Below are 17,458 nucleotides of genomic sequence, written 5' to 3'. Positions count from 1 at the left end.
CTGGATTTGGGCGGGGGCCATTTTTTATGCCACTGATTGTGAGTATCAGCAGCCTTAAAGGTGGGGTTGGTAAAACTTCAGTTACTCTTGGTCTTACCTCAGCAGCTCTGCACGCTGGGCAGAAGGTTCTTGTGATTGATTTAGACCCTCATGGTGATGCGAGTACAGGTTTGAATGCTCCTACAACAGGAGCAGATATCGGCAGTATGCTTGCTGATCCAGAACGTTTCTCGTTGAGAGACAATATTGTTCTTTCTGGGTGGAATGCTATTGCTCAAGGACAGAAGAACTCTGATGGAGTTGTTCACGTTGTACGAGGCAGTGCTTCGTCTACTCCATTAGAGCAAGCCCCATTGTCCCAGTATTTATCGCGCCTCTTGAATCTCCTTCAGGGTAACGTTGATGATTATGATGTAGTTTTCATTGATTGCCCTCCAACGTTGGGGGTACTTACGTCTATGGCGTGGGCGGCTTCTGATCGTGTTATTTCGGTAGCTGAGCCTTCTTTGTTTTCGGTTGCTGGTACAGAACGTACCCTCCGAGCTATCACACGTTTTGAAGAAAATAGTCAGTATTCTGTATCTTCTGCCTCGGTTATTTTGAATAAGGTTCGTCCTCACAGTAATGAGCATTCTTATCGTGTCGAAGAAATGAAGGTCTTATTTGGTGATCTTGTTGCTGACCAGTTCTTAGAAGATTTTGAGGAGTTCCAACGCGTTCAGGGTTCTGCCTATCCTATGCATTATTGGCCCAGTGATGATGCTCAACGTTGTGCCGCCGTGTTCTCTGACATTCTTCAGGGGCTCACGTAACTCTTTCGTTTAACAGGCGAGGGGTCTTATACAAAATCTTTTGTATAAGACCCCTCGCTAAAATATTTTAAGAATATTGAGGTTAGCTTCCGTTTGCTTTTTTAGCACGGAGTAAGGAAAGCTCATCTGTTGGTGCGAGCTCTTCATCGTCAGAAATTGCGCAGGTGTTTTCGCCTGGAAGGTTCGCAAGGTTAATTTCGAGTTCACGCCAGACTCGCCCAATAGCAATACCGAAGACACCTTGCCCAGCTTGTACAAGGTCGATTACTTCATGAGGTGAAGTGCACTCGTATACACTTGCGCCATCACTCATTAAGGTGATACCGGAGAGGTCTTCAATTCCGCGGGTCCGTAGATGTTTAACGGAAGTTCTAATCTGTTGGAGAGAAACCCCCGTGTCGAGAAGACGCTTAACAATTTTTAGGACGAGGACATCTCTAAAAGAGTAAAGACGCTGAGAACCGGAACCAGAAGCTGATCGAACGGTAGGTTCTACGAGTTTGGTGCGAGCCCAGTAGTCTAATTGGCGGTAGGTAATTCCTACAGCTTTACATGCTACTGGCCCACGGTATCCGAGGTTTTCGTCGACGAGTGAGACGGAGTCAGTGAAGAGTACGCCCTGCTCACCTTGCTGAGGGGGCTGTTTGGGCATTACTTGCTCAAACCCTAAGATAGGCTGATCCATCGGTATAGTTTCTGAGTTCTGTGTAGCTAGGTTCAAAGGTTGAACCGCAGAACCAGGGCGACGTGTGCCCCCATTCTTGTGAGCTACCATAAGGACTTCCTAACCGTAGATACTTTTTTACTGACCTCTTGACATATTACCGGTAGATACGGCAAAACGTCGTCATTGTCGATAAAGAACAGCTGTTTTTCTTCAGAGATTCCCTGAATATGGACTTAGGACTCGTAATCAGGAATGGAAGAAATAACAAGTGCCATATGTAGGCGAAGGCAAAGATTAGATATTTCCCGAGCACGAGTTTTTGCCAGTGAAAGTGAGTCTTTATCTTTCCTTAAAGCTAAAGGAGCTACCGCATTTTTAACCAGTTCAGCTTCCCGTTCAGCTGTTGCACGGAATTGGCGTAGGTGTCGAGGCTGCAAGCCGTGAGAGGTAAGCTGAGAACAAATCTTGGTGATGGCGACATCATACTCACTATAGTTTCCGTCGACATCTCGAATCAGACCAAAATTGATAAGTTCACGGAGTAAGGGCATGTCTGCACCGGCTGCGGTAGAAAGCTCTCTTAAGCTATAGTTTCTCTCTTGTTCAGGCAGGGGAACAAAACTCGCGACTGCATCTGGCTCTTTTGGGGCAGATTTTTCGTGCGCACTGTCAGAAGTTGCGTCAGGCGTTGTGTCGCCTTGTGTCTTTTCCCGATAGTATTGGTCAAACTCCCCTGCCTGCAGTTTGTCTTTAATAACTTTCAACGGCAGGTATTGGTCTCTCTGCAATAACAGAATGTAGCGTAGCTGTTCAACGTCTCGAGCAGAGTACTTCCGGTAGCCAGTATTGGTACGATGAGGTTGAACTAAACCTTTGTCTTCTAAAAAGCGAATTTTTGAGGCGCTAATACCTTTAAAATCAACATCTAGGGCGCTAAGAACTTGACCGATAGTACGGTCTTTACCTTCACCGTCAGAGAGCTTTTGCGCGGGGGCTGACATTTATTCTCCGACTCCCAAGAAGAACGCAAAAATGTATTTTCCAATCTGGATTTCAGATCCGTTCATCAGGAAAGCGGTATCTACACGATCACCGTTGAGGTATGTGCCGTTGAGTGAATTATTATCTGTAATAGCGAAGGACCCAGCGTTGGGTGTGAAAACAGCGTGCTGACGAGAGACCGTGACATCGTCAAGGAAGACATCAGAGTCTGGGCTACGACCAACGACGATTTGTTTCTCAGCACCGTTTTCGTCAAGCTCAGAGTTGAGCAAGAAACGAGCACCTTCAAGTTCTGTGCTAGTGCAAATGAGCAACCCTGAGCCTCGAGGAATGGTTGCTAAAACGCCCAGTTCTTCCACGGTGGGCTTGTGATGAGCGTTTTCAAATTCTGCAGTAACTTTTGCAGCAATCCGCAACTCTTCTTGGGTGAGGAGATTGAGCGCAGCTGTCGGTGGGTGCGCTTCGTTGTGTTCAGTCATGGGTGGTGTCCTTTGCCGTATGAGTCTTCCCGATAGGTTATTTTTTGACCGTATCTTTACCCTTCACAATGATAACGATTCGGTAAACATTGAACCTACCGTCTAATCTTATAGGCAAGTATAAGAGTTAGCTATATAAAACACGATGGCGTCAAAAAACTCCTCAGCATTTTCTTCATGACGCAGTATCTTCTATAGGAACATCTATACACCATTATTAACGGCATCGGTGTCGGCTTCTCATGTCACGAGAGACCGACACCGACCACTAGAAAGCACTATTTATTCAGCGATTTCTGCAGTATAGGCTTCTGCGTCAAGAAGTGTGGAGAGATCTTCTACGTTATCGGGACGTAGCTCAATGAGCCATCCCTTCTCATAGGGGTCAGTGTTCACCAAAGCGGGGTCTGCTTCAATCTCTTCATTGATAGCAACAACTTCACCACTAACGGGCGCAAATAAATCTGAGACAGATTTTGTAGATTCGATTTCTCCGAAAGTTTCTGAGCCAACAACGCTCTCCCCTACCTCAGGAAGGTCAACATACACGACGTCGCCAAGAGCTTGTTGCGCGTGATCGGTAATACCTATTTTTACGGTACCTTCTGCGGTTACGGCAGTAACCCATTCATGTTCTGAGGTATATAGCAGATTTGCGGGTACGTCACTCATAGTGGCTTTCCTTTCGTGCGTGTGGCGCTACGACCACCAAGATGCCCGGGGTTCTGACCCCAGAAAAATAAACCATGTTCACCAACGGGTAGAACAATAACGTGTGTGATGTTCTTAGGGCGAGGAGATTCTGTAAGAGACATCTTCTCCTGCGTTTCACCCGTCACATTCTATAGTATTCCACATCTCATTAAGATGGCTTCATCAACAGCCCATTCTCAAGAATTATTCTCTATCAAAAGAACCAACCATTGATGATTCATCAACATCATGACTCTCTACAAACAAAGTAGTGCCGCAGAAAAACATTTCTACGGCACTACCCTCTATCAAAGGCGTTAGATTACATGTTCAGAGAATCTATTGGGGTTACCAAAACGGTGCGCAGTAATAGAGACAGCTTGTTCTTTGACGAACGGAAGCATCTCAATACGTCCAGCTTCCGTGACTACAGCCGTGTAAATTCCGATATCAGGGCGGCCGTTCAACGCTTCGAAGATGCTTGTCGGCTGGTCCCCGATGTAACGGATACGGCTACCTTCTAACGGAGTGCCTTGTAGGTCTGCTGTGCTCTTGGATGCGTAAGCTCCAAGCCATTGACGGTATTCCTCATCGCTTTGAAGAGCAATCTTCACCCCGTGGTTTTCAAGTGTGCCGGCCACCGCTACCGGTAGCTGTCGCGCCGTTGAGAGATAAATAGGTGCACCAGCTGCCAAACCGGCTAGGATAACACGTAAAGTATCAGCGACGTCTGCAGAAGAATCCGCACGAACTTGCACAGCCTGTGGAACATAACGCAAGATGTTACGCTCAACTCCTAGCTGGGAAGGGTCATGAGCAATACCAAATTCACTGTTATAGGCTTCAGCGTCAGAAGATGCAGAACGAACTAAGAATTCTAGTTTCTCTTGATCTACAGCAGTTGGCTGACGGGTAGCAGCTAAAGTCTCTCGCACAGCACGAGAGGTTGGCATAGCAGTAGCTGTCGAAGGAGTGCTCTCCCAATCGCTAAGGGCTACTAAGTAGTTAGGCCCTCCAGCTTTAGTTCCGCTACCTACTGTGGATTTCTTCCAACCGCCAAAGGGCTGACGGCGAACAATTGCACCAGTAATTCCACGGTTCACATAAAGGTTTCCTGCTTCGACACGAGATAGCCACAGCGCTAATTCGTCAGAGTCTAGTGAGTGCAGCCCTGCAGTAAGACCGTAGTCGGTTGCATTTTGCAATTCGATCGCTTCTTCGAGGGTTTCAGCAACCATGATTCCAAGAATTGGGCCAAAGTATTCAGTGAGGTGGTATTCGCTTCCGGGTTTGACTCCTACACGTACACCTGGTGACCAGAGTTTGCCACTCTCATCAAGCTTTTTAGGTTCAATTAGCCAGCTTTCGCCGTTTCCAAGAGTGGTTAGTCCGCTGAGCAGTTTGCCTTCTGCCGGCGCGATAATTGGCCCCATCTGAGATTCGATATCTTGCGGGTAGGCTACGTGCAAGGAAGATACAGCATCGACGAGCTGATTCTTGAAACGTTCAGATTGTGCGACAGTTCCAACGAGAATCACTGTTGATGCTGCAGAACATTTTTGTCCAGCATGCCCAAATGCAGAATAGACAACGTCCTTAACCGCTAAATCAAGGTCGGCGTTAGGCGTAACGATGATGGAGTTTTTGCCAGAGGTCTCACCAAATAATGGTAAGTCTTGACGCCATGAACGGAAAGTTTCTGCTGTTTCGTATCCGCCCGTGAGAATCAGTCGGTCTACTGCAGGGTGAGAGATAAGCTCTTTTCCGGCCTGACGGTCTGTGATTTTGATGAGCTTGAGTAGTTCACGAGGAACACCTGCTTCCCAAAGAATCTCAGCAATCAAAGCACCCGTTCTTGCGGTGTTCGTTGCAGGTTTGAAAATGACACCAGACCCGGCAGCCAGTGCAGCAAGAACACCACCTGCGGGGATAGCCGTTGGGAAGTTCCACGGTGGCACTACTAGTGTGAGGTGAACAGGCACGGGGGTCGCCCCGTCAATGTGTTCAATGTTTTCTGCCAAAGTTGCGTAGTAGTTTGCAAAGTCGATAGCTTCTGAAACCTCAGTATCGCCTTGGTCAAGTGTTTTTCCTGCTTCTGCTGCCATGACTTCAAGTAGTTTTGCTCGGTTAACGCCCAAAGCAATACCTGCTTGACGAAGAATCTGAGCCCGTTCAGCTCCGCTACGTTCTGCCCATGCTTTCGACGCTTCAACCACAGAGTCGATTAATGGTTGCACTTCGCCACTAGAGCTAAGCTTTGAAGCTTCCAATGTGTTGATGCCAAGGGTAGTTGTTTTTGAACGTTCGAGAATTTCTCGTCCCCATTGGCGGTTTGCAGCAAGCGAAGGGTCAGTATCTGGTGCGTTTTCAAATCCTTGACGGGGTCGGAAAACGTTATCGACGGTTTCTGTCTGACGGTTTTGCTGACGTTTGGGCTCAGGTACTTCATCGGTAACAGAGTTGAGCGAGCGCATGAATCGTTGTTCTTCTCGTTCGAAGAGTTCAGCGTTGTCGTGCAGGTCGAATACTGCTGACATGAAGTTTTCGCTCGAAGCATTTTCTTCAAGCCGTCGAACGAGATAGGAAATTGCTACGTCGAATTCTTCGGGGCGAACGACTGGAGTGTAGAGCAGGAGGTGCCCGACACGTCGGCGGATGACTTCTGCCTGTTGTGCGGCCATACCGATGAGCATTTCAAATTCGATATCGTCTTTGACTCCGCGTTCTTCGCTCAAGAGTAGCGCGAATGCTACGTCGAAGAGGTTATGTCCGGCGACGCCTAGTCGAATGTTTTTGGTGTGTTCGGGGCGTAGCGCGTATTCGAGGACTCGTTTGTAGTTGGTGTCGCTGAGCTGTTTGGAATCCCAGGTGGTCAGTTCCCAACCGTGGGTGAGGGCTTCAACGATTTCCATGGAGAGGTTGGCGCCTTTGACCAGTCGCACTTTAATGCGTGCTCCGCCGGAGGCTACGCGGTTGCTAGCCCATTGCTGGAGTTTTTGCATTGCTGCGAGGGTGTCGGGCAAGTATGCCTGTAGAACGATTCCTGCTTCGAGGTCTTTGAGCTGTGGTTGGTCGAGAATTTTGGTAAAGACGTCGATGGTCATGTCGAGGTCTTTGTACTCTTCCATGTCGAGGTTGATGAACTTCTTTTCAGGGGAATGTGCTGCAAGTTCATAAAGTGGGGTGAGTCGTTGTACTGCTTCTTCGACGACTTCGTCGAAGGCCCAGTGAGAGTGTGGGCCGGAGACAGCAGAGACTTTGATGGAGACGTAATCGACGTCGTCTCGTGCGAGGAGGCGTTTGGTTTCGTTGAGTCGTCGTTCTGCTTCTTTGTCACCGAGGACGGCTTCGCCAAGGAGGTTGACGTTAAGTTTGTTGCCGGTTTTGGTGAGGTGTTCAATGGCTGGGCCAAGTTTTTCGTCGCGGGCGTCTACGATGAGGTGTCCGACCATTTCGCGGAGGACTCGTCGTGCGATACCGACAGTGGGCCATGATGCTTTGCTAGCAATTTTTCCGCCGGCGGCTACTGCACTTTTCATGTACCACGGGAGGAAGGATGGTACCAGGGGTGCGATTTTTGCGAGGTTGGCTCCAGCAACATTATTATCTTCAGGGCGAACGACGGTGTCGACGAATCCGACGGTGAAGTCTAACCCGTTAGGGTCTTTGAGGACACCTGCGAGCATTTGTGCGGAGGAGTCTGCGGGGACGTCTTGGGCTTCGGTAAGCCATTGGCGTACGAGGGTTCGTGCTTCTTGGGCAAGTTCTTGGTAGCGTTCTGCGGCAAAGGGATTGGTTGTCATTCCTGTGCTCCCATCTTCTGTGTTTGTGTGAACTGGCACTCATTGTGCTTTTGTTCTATTTGACCACGTTATGGTTCTGAACACACTATTAGTAAAAATAACTATTTCTCAGCATAATAGTTAAGAAAAACTTAACCGCCTGTGATGAGGTTTAGCACAATGTACGACATTCACCGACTCCGCATTCTCCTTGAAATCCATGAACGAGGCTCCCTTGCGGCGGCTTCAAGAACACTACACCTCACCTCTTCTGCTATCTCACAACAGATGACAGCACTCGAAAAAGAAGCTGGAGCTCCCCTCATTCGCAGATCAGGACGTTCGGTACGACTGACCGACGAAGGACTTATCCTCGTCCACGGTGCACGAGCTATCCTCAGAGAGATGGATAAGACTGCCACTCGCATTGCACAGTTTTCTGGCGAACCGCTAGGCACCGTAAGGCTAGCAATTTTTCAGTCAGCAGCGATGGCGCTCTTACCCACAGCACTATCGTATTTAGAGCAGAATGCACCACAACTCATTTTAGAAGTTGTGCAGATAGACCCCGAAACAGGTTTAGAACTCACCAGAAGCAGACAATTCGACCTTGCTATTACAGAGTCCTATCCGCACCATTTTGTACCTGAACATGAAGACCTTCACCTTGAACTACTCACAGCAGACCCAATTCACCTTGTCTTAGCACAAGACTCTCCCTACACAACCCTCACTGAAGCAAAATCTCTACCATGGGTTTTTGAACGAGAACACAATACCAGCCGTATTTGGGGTATTAATCAATGCCGCCAGGCAGGCTTCGAACCGTACGTTCGCTACAGTATCGAAGATTTACTCACTCATGTACGTCTTGCAGAACAAGGTTATGCAGCAGCTATTCTGCCCGGTTTTGTCACATCTTCCACGCACCACAAGACCTCTATTAAACTCATCTGTTTACCCGAACACCCCGAACGTCAAATTTTTACTGCATCTAGAATTGACAGTGCAGGACAACCCAACATTGCCATGGTCAGAAGGGCACTATCATATGCAGCCGACGCCCTTAAACATCATCAAGAGAGCATGTGCCCTAGCGATAGCATCTAAAAATTTTAGGGGCAATCCATCAACGCTTCAGCAAGTTGAGTATCTATCACCACATCTGTAATAGCACCAGTGCGCAGTGCACCTCGTAAAGCAAGGACTCGGTGATTGCCAGAAACTACCGCAATCCGACGACGAATCCGTGCCAATTCTGTTGCGGTTGGCCCCGTTGCACGTTGATTCACGGCAAGGTCTTGATAGCTTCCATCTTCACGAAGAAGTACCGTACACATATCTCCGACAACACCGTTTGCACGCAATTCACGTTGTTCTTGAGCATCAAAATAGCCTCCGTTATACACGTGAGAAGGAATAGCGCCCCCAAAAGCCCCAATCCCAAACACCGCAACGTCAGCTTTACGCTGTGTAGCAAGAACTCCCATAATGCTCCGTTCACGCCACATTGCTTCTTTCGTCTCAGAATGGTCAAAGAAAGCAGGAACGGGAAAATGCACCATCTGCGCATCGTATGCGGCAGTAATCTGCCCAAGAATCGACCCCGAGTAAGGTATACCTGTATGCCGAGCGTTACCGGCTCCGTTAAGTTGTACTACCACCACATCTTTGAGCGGACGATACGGCAGATGTTTGGCTAGTTCTGTCACCGTTGACCCCCAAGCAACACCTAATGAGGTGCCTTCTTCAACGCAGGAGTCCACAAGAATTGCTCCACGCTTAGCGACTTTTTCCATACGGGAAATAGCAGATTGTTCTTTTGAGGTTTTAACTAGGTGTACACGGACTCTGTACTTATCCCCTAGTTTTTGGGCAAGATCTGTTTGCGGTTTGCTATTTTCGTTGAGCCGAATCTGCACAATTCCGGTGTCTCGAGCAGTTTTGAGTAGGCGTGATACCGTTGCGCGTGAAGTGTATAGATGTTGCGCAATTTGTTCCATGGTGAGGTTTTCCATGTAATACAGATACGCTGCCTCGTATGCGGTGTCGTGACGTTCGTTCATTCAAATTTCCCCCTTCTGAAAAAACGTTCAAATGTTTTGGTCATAGTAACTACAACTACGTCAGAATGTATATCAAGCACCCGTAGTAGAAAGGGACAGGAACTATGGCCAACACACAATTCGCTCAGAAGTCTCAGCTTACCGCATCTTCTCGCACTGAAGCTCTCAAAGAAATGAGCACAGAAGAAGGCGTAGACATTCTCGTCATTGGTGGCGGCGTCACCGGCACCGGTATCGCCTTAGACGCAGCAACCCGCGGACTCAAAACCGCTATCGTCGAAGCAGGCGACTGGGCAGCAGGAACTTCAGCATGGTCATCAAAACTTGTCCACGGCGGACTCCGATACCTCTACAACCTTGACTTTAAACTCGTAGCAGAAGCACTCAAAGAACGTGGCCTACTCCTTGAAAAAATTGCGCCACACCTCGTTAAAGCACAGCCTTTCCTATGGCCCCTCAAAACACCAGTCATCGAACGCGCCTATTCCGCTATCGGAATTGGAATGTACGACACTCTTGCATTCATTGGGGCTCGTGGCAAAAAAACTGTACCGCCACAACACCACTTCTCAAAACAAGGTACCAAAACCGTATTCCCCGATATTAAAGATTCAGCTTTTACCGGAGCCATCCAGTTCTACGATGCACGCGTTGATGATGCACGCCTCGTCGTTGACCTTGTACGCACCGCAGCAGGATACGGTGCCTTAGCGGCATCTCGCACACAAGTCACCCGAGTACTCAAAGACGCTCAAGGAAAAGTTACCGGAGCAGTCATCCGAGACCTTGAAAACGGACAAGAACACACGGTTCGCACCCAACACATCATTAACGCTACCGGCGTATGGACCGAAGAGTCTGAGTCCATGGCCAATAAGGATGCCGGGCTTAAAGTTCTTGCGTCCAAAGGCATTCACATCATCGTTCCACGAGACCGCATTAACGCCTCCAGCGGCATCTTCACCAAAACCGAAAAATCTGTACTCTTCATCATCCCTTGGCAGCGTTACTGGATTATCGGAACAACCGACACCCCATACACCGAAGACATCGCGCACCCTGTAGCAACGTCCCAAGACATTGACTATGTACTTGAACAAGCCAATAAGCTCCTTGCACGTGAGTTAACCCGTGATGACATCATCGGAACTTACGCAGGTCTACGTCCGCTACTACAGCCAAAACTTAAAGAAGGCTCCGAAGCGGCGTCTACCAAAGTTTCCCGTGAACATACCGTCACCGAAGTAGCCCCCGGAATGAGCGCTATCGCGGGTGGAAAACTCACCACCTACCGTGTTATGGCAGCTGACGCCGTAGACTTTGCACTCAAAGAACGAGCACAAGAACAACCTTCTGTTACCGAAAATATTCAGCTTGTCGGTGCAGCCGGTTTCTCTGCAGCACAAGCATCTTCCCCACGTCTCGCACAACGATTCGGCTGGGACGAAGACCGCATGGAACACCTGCTCGAACGTTACGGTGCAGACGTTACGGAACTCGTAGCCCTCATTGATGAAGCACCAGAGTTAGCGCAGCCCTTGGCAAAAGCTCCACAATTCCTCAGAGCAGACATCCTCTTTGCAGTACGTTACGAAGGTGCCCTTCACTTAGAAGACGTACTCATCCGCCGTTGCCGTCTAGACCTTGAACAGCGTGACCGTGGCTTAAGCGCAGCCGAAGAAGTCCTCCAAGTAATGGCGCCAGAACTCGGTTGGAGCGAAGCTGAAGCAGAGAAAGAGCTAGAACTCTACCGCAAACGAGTAGAAGCAATCGCTCAAGCAGAAGAAAAAACTTCTGACGCTCAAGCAGCTCAATGCATCACATCTATCGAGCATGTATGCCCCCGCGTACCATTGAGCTAATATTCACTAAGTTTCCCCATAGAAAACTTCACATGAAAGGTATAGGTACAACACTCCCCTACATATAAAAATACTGATGTTCATGAAAGGGGCAGAAACTTTCCCCCACTACGACGTTTCTGCCACCTTTCATATCAGGCACATATCAAACATGTCATAGTGCCTCTCAAATCTTTTTCTTGTCGTATATTTGAGGATTCTTCCCTCAAAAATGTTTGTGTAAAAGCAACGGTTGCTTTTACTCCTTCCCCCACCACAATGCTGTGTTGAAAGGAAAAATACATGCAGACTATTTTGGCTGAGGGCGCATCTGCCCTCGTAGGAGCGGATGGAGTACCTACTGCATTAGGATTATTCTCCTCCGAATTTTTGGGAACCTTTATCCTCATTCTTCTTGGCGGTGGCGTTTGCGCTGCTTGTTCGCTACCAAAATCTATCGCTAAAGATGCAGGCTGGGTAGCTATTGCCTTGGGCTGGGGTATGGCAGTTTTTGCTGCAGTGTACCTATCTGGCCCATCTGGTGCGCACCTTAACCCTGCCGTCACCATCGGATTGTGGGCTGCCGGCGAAAACCTTGTCGGCGAAGTACCTGCAACAGCAGCAAATATGATGATTTACTTTGCGGGTCAATTTACGGGTGCCTTTACCGGTGCTGTCATGGTATTTCTCACCTATAAGAAACACTTTGATGAGGACACCGAACCAGGTGTCAAACTTGGTATTTTCTCTACCGGGCCAGCAATTCGTTCCTACGGTTGGAACGTATTTACTGAAGCAGTTGGAACCTTTGTACTCATCGGGTTCGTTGTAGCCTCAGGGCAAACTCCTTCCGGTCTTGGACCTTTGGCTGTTGCCCTCATCGTTGTCGGTATTGGTTTCTCTCTCGGTGGTGCAACCGGTTACGCTATCAACCCTGCTCGTGACCTTGGTCCACGTATTGCTCACGCAGTGCTACCTATCAAGGGTAAAGGCGATTCCAATTGGTCCTATGCTTGGGTTCCAGTTGTTGGCCCCATCATCGGATCTGTTGCAGCAGCAATTCTCGTTCCTATGTTCCTCGGAATCTAATTCGAGTTTGTAGGGTTTCTCATCACCGCACCGTTATTGCATTTTTCCATCATCTACTATTTGAGGTACACATTGACTCAACACAAGTTCTCCTTGGGTATTCTCAATGCCCCACCAGCAGCCAAACGTATCCCCGAAAGCGAAGTTCCGCAGCGTTACCGTCGTCTGCGTCTGAGCGTTTTTATGGGAATCTTCATCGGCTATGCAGGGTTCTATCTCATCCGTAATAACGTTTCACTTGTCTCAGCAGTACTCAAAGAGCACGATATCCTCAACGCTGTTGGTATCGGTATCGTTGCAAACGCGGTACTCTTCTCCTACGGGTTATCAAAGTTCTTCATGGCAATGCTCTCCGATAGAGCTAACGCCCGTTACTTTATGCCCCTAGGTCTAGCGCTTTCTGCAATCATCAATCTGATGATCGCCTTCATTCCAGCGCTATCAGCTACCGTCATGATTTTTGCTTTGACCATGTTCGTCAACGGCTGGGTACAAGGCATGGGATGGCCGCCCTCAGGACGTGTTCTCGTCCACTGGTTCTCAACCAACGAACGAGGATGGAAGACCTCCATTTGGAACTGTGCTCATAACGTCGGTGGTGCAGCTGTTGGTGTTATCTCAGCGTGGGCGCTCGATCACTACGCTCAGTCTGAGGCCGACTGGCGACCAGCGTTCTGGGCACCAGCTATTGTTGCACTCGTTGTCGCTTTCATTGCGTTCCTTCTAATTCGTGACCGTCCTGAAGCGGTTGGTTTGCCACCTATCGAAGAGTATCGTAACGACCCTCCTAAGGTTGCTTCTGAGGCTCAAGTTCCGTGGAAAGAGATGCTATTCAAGCATGTTTTGAAAAACAAAGTGATCGTGCTTTTAGCAATCACAAACGTCTTTGTTTACACTCTGCGATACGGAGTTCTTAACTGGATTCCGATTTATCTCACCGATAAGATTCACGGAACAAACGTCAAAGAAGGCATCCTCGGCTTTGCAATCTATGAGCTTGCAGGAATCATCGGCACACTCTTGTGCGGTTGGCTATCCGATAAAGTCTTCAAGGGTTGGCGTTCTGGCGCGGGGATGGTATTCCTTGCCGGTGTCGGTCTAGCTCTAGCAACGTATGCTTTGCTACCGGCAACTGCACCAATCGGAGTTTTCTACCTGCTCATCGCTATCATTGGTGGACTCATCTACGGCCCTGTGATGCTCATCGGCTTGCAGGCTATCGACCTCTCACCTCGTAATGTTGCAGGAACAGCCGCCGGTTTTACTGGGCTTTTCGGTTACCTACTTGGCGCTTCACTGGCATCTACCGGTGTAGGTCTACTCATCCACTATTTTGGTTGGGGCGTAGCCTATAGCGCACTGCTTGGAATTGTTGTTCTCGCACTCATCTTCATGTGGATTATCGGGCGCAAAGAACGTGAACTTCTCCAACAACGCGAGCTAGCAGACAACAACTAATTTTTCTCGTACGAGATATCTTTTGTCCATTATCAAAACATCAAACTTCACGAGGAAGTGACATTATGACTACCACCCTCCCCGAGCGTAAGAAGTACATTCTTTCCATCGACCAGGGAACAACCAGCTCTCGCGCGATTCTCTTCAACAAGAGCGGCGAGATTAAATCTATCGGACAGCTTGAGCACGAACAGATTTTCCCAAAGGCTGGATGGGTAGAACACAACCCTATGGAAATCTGGGAGAACGTCCGCCAAGCAGTTGGTCAGTGCATGACCAAAGCTGAGGTCAACCACCACGAAATTGCAGCGGTAGGTATCACCAACCAGCGTGAAACTGCTGTTGTATGGGATAAGACCACCGGTAAACCTGTATACAACGCTATTGTGTGGCAGGATACCCGCACTCAAAAAATTTGTGATGAGCTAGGCGGCGAAGCTGGCCCTGGCAAATACCACGATATTGTTGGTCTCAATTTGGCCACCTATTTCTCTGGACCTAAGGTCAAGTGGATTCTCGACAATGTCGAAGGTGCACGCGAAAAAGCAGAAGCCGGCGATTTGCTCTTTGGCAACACCGATACGTGGGTTCTCTGGAACCTGACCGGCGGTGTCGATGGAGGCGTCCACGTTACTGACGTCACCAATGCCTCCCGTACTCTGCTCATGAACATTCGCACCCTTGAGTGGGACGAAAACATTGCAGCAGATATGGGCATCCCCATGTCTATGCTCCCCGAAATTAAGTCTTCCTCCGAGGTGTACGGATACGGTCGTTCCCAGGGACTTCTCAACGGCACCCCTATTGCAGGTATTCTTGGCGACCAGCAGGCAGCAACTTTCGGTCAGGCATGCTTTGAAAAAGGTATGGCGAAAAATACCTACGGAACCGGTAACTTCATGTTGATGAACACCGGCGAAGAACCTGTTATCTCTGAGAATGGTTTGCTCACAACCGTTGCTTATAAGATTGGCGACCAAGCACCTGTCTACGCGTTGGAAGGCTCTGTTGCTGTTTCTGGTTCACTCATCCAGTGGCTTCGCGATAACCTGAAGATGATTGATAACGCGGCAGATTCCGAAGCTCTTGCTACAAGCGTTGAAGATTCTGGTGGATGCTACGTTGTTCCGGCGTTCTCTGGTCTCTTTGCACCACATTGGCGTCCAGATGCACGTGGCGTTATCGTTGGTCTGACCCGCTATGTTAACCGTGCACATATTGTTCGTGCTGCTCTTGAGTCTACCGCTTGGCAGACTCGTGAGGTTCTCGACGCAATGAACGCTGATGCACAGGCTGCAGGAACTAACGTTGATCTTTCTGAGCTACGTGTTGATGGTGGAATGACGGCAAACGAGTTCCTCATGCAATTCCAGGCAGATATTCTGGGGGTACCGGTTATTCGTCCTAAGGTCATTGAAACCACTGCATTGGGTGCCGCTTATGCTGCAGGTATCGCTGTGGGCTTCTGGACGGGAGAAGAAGACGTGACCGCAAACTGGTCTGAGGATCAGCGTTGGACTCCTCAGATGCCAACTGAAGAAGTGGAACGTCAATACCGCCTCTGGAAGAAGGCCGTAGCCAAGACTCTAGACTGGGTCGATGAGGACGTAGACCAAGACTAAAGCTATTGTCATTTTCACTTCTCGATAGCTGAATTCACTAACGCTGAGTCGTAGGTGTTGTTATTACTCCAACGTGAGTATTTATGACGCTTACGGCTCAGCGTTAGGCTTAATAGCAGATTTTTATGCTGGTTTTTGAGAGGGTGAAAATATGAGCATTACTTATCTTTCGTATCAGAATATTCTCGACCATTTTTCCCCTGCACAAGCGGTACACGCGCTGAGGAATACTTTAAGAAATGGCTATGATCCAAGTAATGATTACCCTCGTCAAAGAATGGATATGCCCTATGCGCAGCTACTCATGATGCCATCCTACACTTCTCATAGTTTCGGAATGAAAATACTCAGCTGTGCAGATACCTCTGCACGCCCTGACGTCCCTTTGATTCAGGGCTCTTATCTTCTCTTTAACGCACAGACTTTAGCCCCAACACATGTTCTTGATGGCGTGGCACTAACTGATATCCGCACGTCAGCGGTTTCTATTGCCGGTGTTTACCCTTATATTTCTGATTCTTCAGAACCACTAAAAACCGTCATTTTTGGTTGTGGCGCACAAGGACGCGCCCATCTTAAGACCCTCGAAAATACGCTCGAGGCAATACGTCCAGTAGAGCATACTTTTATCAGCCGTACCCAGCCAGAAGATATAACACAGTGGGTTCAGGCTGGTTCTCAGGACGCTACTCATGTCCTCAAACAGGCAGAGCTCATTCTTTGTACCACGACTTCGTCCACGCCCCTCTTTGAGGTAGAAGATATTAACCCTCACGCTATTATCGTTGCGGTAGGTTCCCATACTCCGCAGGCACGAGAAGTAAGTTCTTCGGTGATGGAAGTTGCTGAGGTGATTGTTGAAGATCGGGCAACTGCTCTTCGCGAATGTGGTGATGTCATCTGCGCTATTGAAGATGGTGTGTTATCAGAAGAAGAATTGTATTCTCTGTGTGATGTTGTTTCAGAACGTGTGAAGGTGCAGGCTGGTTGTCCTATTGTTTTTAAAACATCAGGTATGGGTTGGGAAGATTTAACATTGGCAGAAGCCATCGTAGCTGCTGTTCAACCCTAAGATAGCGGTATCCTAGAGTTATTATTACGTATCTTCTCAAGGCGCCATCATGATATATGGTGCGAAAGGTGTTCCTCATGCCTGAGTCTTTATCCAGTACGGTTGAAGAAAGAGCAGATGATGTGCAACCACGTTTCTATACCACCTGTTCTACACAGATTGGTACTATTTTTCTCTGTGCTGAGGAGGATGCGTTAGTTGGTGCTTGGTTAGAGGGCCAGAAGTATTTTCCTGATGAGAATCATCTTGGAACATTGATTTCAGCGGACGAGCATACTGTTCTTTCTCAGGCAGTCAAAGAGTTAGAAGAATATTTTCAGGGGCAACGTATTGTTTTTGAAGTTCCTCTTCGGCCAGAAGGAACAGATTTCCAGCTAGCGGTGTGGAATCTTGTCTCGGATATTCGTTATGGGTACACCAATACCTATGGTGCGATTAGTCGTATTGTCGGTCCTGGGGCGCCAGCTCAAGCCGTGGGTCAGGCGGTAGGACGTAATCCCTGTATTATTTTTATCCCATGTCATAGGGTTCTTGGGGCAGGCGGGAAAATGACCGGTTATGCCGGTGGCCTTTCGGCAAAACAGTGGCTATTAGAGTTAGAACGTTCTCGAGAGCTAGCTGGTGAGCGTCTTTTCTAGAGAATAAGAGTAGAGGAACAAGTAAAGCCGTGATAAAAACAATAAGTTTTTATCACGGCTTTTATATGTCGGGTTGACAGGATTTGAACCTGCGACCCCTTGACCCCCAGTCAAGTGCGCTACCAAGCTGCGCCACAACCCGAAATGCTCTATAGAAAGCCTTAGGCTTTCTAGCACCTAGACAACTATACAGCACCCATGAGAATGAATACAAACTCACAACCTAAAAAGTTTGGA

Annotated in this window: 15 protein-coding genes and 1 tRNA gene; 8 read left to right on the top strand and 8 right to left on the bottom strand. The window is 48.5% G+C overall.

The features are described 5' to 3' along the window. The first annotated feature begins 38 nt into the window (after window positions 1-38). Entirely contained in the window at window positions 39-812 is a 774-nt protein-coding gene (locus ACN081_RS02165) for a ParA family protein (protein ID WP_419106805.1), read from the top strand. An 82-nt stretch (window positions 813-894) separates the two neighbouring features. Here ACN081_RS02165 and ACN081_RS02160 read toward each other — a convergent pair whose 3' ends face one another. From ACN081_RS02160 to ACN081_RS02135, 6 genes are all read right to left on the bottom strand, one after another. After that, complete coding sequence (locus ACN081_RS02160) at window positions 895-1,497, bottom strand: MerR family transcriptional regulator (protein WP_419103094.1); 603 nt, start codon at window positions 1,495-1,497, stop codon at window positions 895-897. Between the two features lie 215 nt (window positions 1,498-1,712). Further along, a complete protein-coding gene (locus ACN081_RS02155; protein ID WP_419102990.1) occupies window positions 1,713-2,480 on the bottom strand; it encodes a MerR family transcriptional regulator in 768 nt (255 codons plus the stop codon). Then, window positions 2,481-2,960, bottom strand: a complete 480-nt coding sequence (locus tag ACN081_RS02150; RefSeq protein WP_419102989.1) for an FHA domain-containing protein — start codon at window positions 2,958-2,960, stop codon at window positions 2,481-2,483. 282 nt (window positions 2,961-3,242) lie between these two features. Beyond that, on the bottom strand, window positions 3,243-3,632 hold the full coding sequence (gene gcvH, locus ACN081_RS02145) for a glycine cleavage system protein GcvH (protein ID WP_419106804.1): 390 nt from the start codon (window positions 3,630-3,632) through the stop codon (window positions 3,243-3,245). Next, window positions 3,629-3,799, bottom strand: coding sequence for a hypothetical protein (locus ACN081_RS02140; protein WP_419106803.1), 171 nt, complete (start codon window positions 3,797-3,799; stop codon window positions 3,629-3,631). Before ACN081_RS02140 ends, gcvH begins: the two co-directional genes overlap by 4 nt. Before the next feature lie 171 nt (window positions 3,800-3,970). Further along, window positions 3,971-7,456, bottom strand: a complete 3,486-nt coding sequence (locus ACN081_RS02135) for a bifunctional proline dehydrogenase/L-glutamate gamma-semialdehyde dehydrogenase (RefSeq protein ID WP_419106802.1) — start codon at window positions 7,454-7,456, stop codon at window positions 3,971-3,973. Window positions 7,457-7,615: 159 nt separating this feature from the next. Here ACN081_RS02135 and ACN081_RS02130 point away from each other — a divergent pair, with 159 nt between their 5' ends. After that, window positions 7,616-8,545: a LysR family transcriptional regulator gene (locus ACN081_RS02130; RefSeq protein ID WP_419106801.1), complete on the top strand. Its 930-nt coding sequence runs from the start codon at window positions 7,616-7,618 to the stop codon at window positions 8,543-8,545. Between the two features lie 5 nt (window positions 8,546-8,550). On the opposite strand, the gene ACN081_RS02125 is transcribed toward ACN081_RS02130, so the two are convergent. After that, complete coding sequence (locus tag ACN081_RS02125; protein ID WP_419102984.1) at window positions 8,551-9,501, bottom strand: sugar-binding transcriptional regulator; 951 nt, start codon at window positions 9,499-9,501, stop codon at window positions 8,551-8,553. Between the two features lie 104 nt (window positions 9,502-9,605). On the opposite strand from ACN081_RS02125, the gene ACN081_RS02120 reads away from it, so the two are divergent. The 6 genes from ACN081_RS02120 (at window position 9,606) to ACN081_RS02095 (ending at window position 17,221) form a co-directional block, all read left to right on the top strand. Beyond that, window positions 9,606-11,363 (top strand): glycerol-3-phosphate dehydrogenase/oxidase, encoded by a 1,758-nt coding sequence (locus tag ACN081_RS02120; RefSeq protein WP_419106800.1) that lies wholly within the window; start codon window positions 9,606-9,608, stop codon window positions 11,361-11,363. Window positions 11,364-11,645: 282 nt separating this feature from the next. Beyond that, window positions 11,646-12,431: an MIP/aquaporin family protein gene (locus tag ACN081_RS02115; protein ID WP_419106799.1), complete on the top strand. Its 786-nt coding sequence runs from the start codon at window positions 11,646-11,648 to the stop codon at window positions 12,429-12,431. 72 nt (window positions 12,432-12,503) lie between these two features. Continuing rightward, complete coding sequence (locus tag ACN081_RS02110) at window positions 12,504-13,889, top strand: MFS transporter (protein WP_419102981.1); 1,386 nt, start codon at window positions 12,504-12,506, stop codon at window positions 13,887-13,889. Window positions 13,890-13,954: 65 nt separating this feature from the next. Further along, window positions 13,955-15,511, top strand: a complete 1,557-nt coding sequence (gene glpK, locus ACN081_RS02105) for a glycerol kinase GlpK (protein WP_419106798.1) — start codon at window positions 13,955-13,957, stop codon at window positions 15,509-15,511. 151 nt (window positions 15,512-15,662) lie between these two features. Next, window positions 15,663-16,583, top strand: coding sequence for an ornithine cyclodeaminase family protein (locus ACN081_RS02100; RefSeq protein ID WP_419106797.1), 921 nt, complete (start codon window positions 15,663-15,665; stop codon window positions 16,581-16,583). A 77-nt stretch (window positions 16,584-16,660) separates the two neighbouring features. Beyond that, complete coding sequence (locus ACN081_RS02095) at window positions 16,661-17,221, top strand: methylated-DNA--[protein]-cysteine S-methyltransferase (protein ID WP_419102978.1); 561 nt, start codon at window positions 16,661-16,663, stop codon at window positions 17,219-17,221. 68 nt (window positions 17,222-17,289) lie between these two features. Here ACN081_RS02095 and ACN081_RS02090 read toward each other — a convergent pair. Continuing rightward, window positions 17,290-17,363, bottom strand: a tRNA-Pro gene (locus ACN081_RS02090). Window positions 17,364-17,458: the final 95 nt, after the last annotated feature.

It is taken from the genome of Rothia sp. P13129 (assembly GCF_048512865.1).
Classification (GTDB): domain Bacteria; phylum Actinomycetota; class Actinomycetes; order Actinomycetales; family Micrococcaceae; genus Rothia.
Note: the sequence above shows the minus strand (reverse complement) of the source record. Positions and strands in the feature narration are given on the sequence as shown.

What these genes read in the sequence shown, in the direction of transcription:
- ACN081_RS02160 (WP_419103094.1), bottom strand. Translation starts at nt 1,497, where the DNA reads ATGGATCAGCCTATCTTAGGGTTTGAGCAAGTAATGCCCAAACAGCCC.
- ACN081_RS02155 (WP_419102990.1), bottom strand. Translation starts at nt 2,480, where the DNA reads ATGTCAGCCCCCGCGCAAAAGCTCTCTGACGGTGAAGGTAAAGACCGT.
- ACN081_RS02150 (WP_419102989.1), bottom strand. Translation starts at nt 2,960, where the DNA reads ATGACTGAACACAACGAAGCGCACCCACCGACAGCTGCGCTCAATCTC.
- gcvH (WP_419106804.1), bottom strand. Translation starts at nt 3,632, where the DNA reads ATGAGTGACGTACCCGCAAATCTGCTATATACCTCAGAACATGAATGG.
- ACN081_RS02135 (WP_419106802.1), bottom strand. Translation starts at nt 7,456, where the DNA reads ATGACAACCAATCCCTTTGCCGCAGAACGCTACCAAGAACTTGCCCAA.
- ACN081_RS02130 (WP_419106801.1), top strand. Translation starts at nt 7,616, where the DNA reads ATGTACGACATTCACCGACTCCGCATTCTCCTTGAAATCCATGAACGA.
- ACN081_RS02125 (WP_419102984.1), bottom strand. Translation starts at nt 9,501, where the DNA reads ATGAACGAACGTCACGACACCGCATACGAGGCAGCGTATCTGTATTAC.
- ACN081_RS02120 (WP_419106800.1), top strand. Translation starts at nt 9,606, where the DNA reads ATGGCCAACACACAATTCGCTCAGAAGTCTCAGCTTACCGCATCTTCT.
- ACN081_RS02115 (WP_419106799.1), top strand. Translation starts at nt 11,646, where the DNA reads ATGCAGACTATTTTGGCTGAGGGCGCATCTGCCCTCGTAGGAGCGGAT.
- glpK (WP_419106798.1), top strand. Translation starts at nt 13,955, where the DNA reads ATGACTACCACCCTCCCCGAGCGTAAGAAGTACATTCTTTCCATCGAC.
- ACN081_RS02100 (WP_419106797.1), top strand. Translation starts at nt 15,663, where the DNA reads ATGAGCATTACTTATCTTTCGTATCAGAATATTCTCGACCATTTTTCC.
- ACN081_RS02095 (WP_419102978.1), top strand. Translation starts at nt 16,661, where the DNA reads ATGCCTGAGTCTTTATCCAGTACGGTTGAAGAAAGAGCAGATGATGTG.